The 904-nt window shown below is 35.0% G+C and carries 1 pseudogene; it reads left to right on the top strand.

Annotation, left to right across the window (positions count from 1 at the left end):
* Window positions 1–76 precede the first annotated feature (76 nt).
* Window positions 77–904: pseudogene (locus IE867_RS14535) on the top strand (hypothetical protein); the annotation flags it as partial.

Here is a 904-nt window from a genome sequence, read left to right as displayed (position 1 = left end):
GAAAGCAACACACATCTAGATTTAATGAAACGACTATGTTATCCTATTTTCAAAATATAGAATTGGATTTTTTATAATGGCAACGGGTATCAAAATAATAGCGCAGCATTATGATGTAAGCACAGGTGAAGTTTTAGAATCACAAGAAATTCGTAATGATGAGCTCCACTCTCCTAGCCACTTAAAAGATCTTGGTTACTTACATTTAGAGCAAATTGATCTGTTGTCTAAGTGTCAGGATTTTAAAATATCTCGGCAAATTAAATTAGTAAACAATAGCAACGCTTGTCCTATTTGTGGGTCTAAAACAGTTAAAATGGGAAAATATACATCAGATTTCCATGCCATTTTTAGTGATCATACTGTCGAAATACAAAGGATTAAATGCAAGGGTGGATGCAATTTGCCGTATAAATTGGAAGGGCTTTTTGGCTCTAATACTCATCCTGATTTATTAAAAAAACAAGCTGAACTAACTGCAGAGAAAAGCTACGTTAAAGCATCAAAAGAATTAAATTATGACGCATTAGAGGACAGAGCTATTAACAACCGAACCCATTTAAGTAGGGTTTCATCAAAAGTGAGTGCGGCACTTGAATTGATTAAAACTCAAGATATTCCTACACCAGAGAAAGGTGTTGATGAGCTGGTAGCAGTTATTGATGGTGGTCATATCAAAGATCGAGGAGAGGGAAGATCATTTGAGGCAATGACAGCAGCCATATACCATCCTGACAATGTAGAATATATTGATAAAAATCATACAAAAATTACCAAGAAACAAGTAGTTGCTTCAGCAAAAGATGATAACCAGCAGTGTATGAAGTTACAGTTTAAAAATGCCTGTATATCAGAAGGACTAGGAACAAATACAAACATCACTTGTTTAGCTGATGGTGCCGAT

Source organism: Cysteiniphilum marinum, from assembly GCF_014857925.1.
In the GTDB taxonomy this organism is placed as follows: Bacteria; Pseudomonadota; Gammaproteobacteria; order Francisellales; family Francisellaceae; genus Caedibacter; species Caedibacter marinus.
Note: the sequence above shows the minus strand (reverse complement) of the source record. Positions and strands in the feature narration are given on the sequence as shown.